The organism is Desulfovibrio sp. OH1186_COT-070 (assembly GCF_003860215.1).
Taxonomy (GTDB): Bacteria; Desulfobacterota; Desulfovibrionia; order Desulfovibrionales; family Desulfovibrionaceae; genus Desulfovibrio.
On the sequence record NZ_RQYH01000186.1, the window covers coordinates 1 to 413 of the forward strand.

A 413-nucleotide genomic window follows, 5' to 3' on the forward strand; every position below is an offset into this window, starting at 1 on the left:
GTTATATTCCACTTCAATCGAGGGTTGAGCTTCCAAAACGCCTACTTTGGGCAATTTTTCATCGGTCTGCTCTTTTATCATCGTATTGAATTGACAGATATACGCCATCGCCTCTTGGTATTTTTGCACGTCTAAATCCGTCCATTCAGCATTGGCTCGGTTAAAGGTCGGTACAGGTTTGCATTCGCACAGAAATTCACCGTTTTGATACAAGTACACCTCTTGCACTTCGCCCTTATTCGGAATGTAATAGGCATCAACCTTGTAATTGTTCGGAGCAAGCATCATCAATACTTGCGGATTGGGTAATTGGTATTTTTGATACTGTACCGTAACATATTGGCTTCTTGTAATGGTCGTTGCTGTATGGTTTCCAATAAATTGAGCCAAAAGAGCTTTGTTGAGTTTCGGCA

Annotated in this window: 1 protein-coding gene; it reads right to left on the minus strand. The window is 41.4% G+C overall.

The window, feature by feature from the left end; genetic code table 11:
• The coding region (locus tag EII23_RS13055; protein WP_221620430.1) for a hypothetical protein at positions 1 to 413 on the minus strand (413 nt) is incomplete at both ends.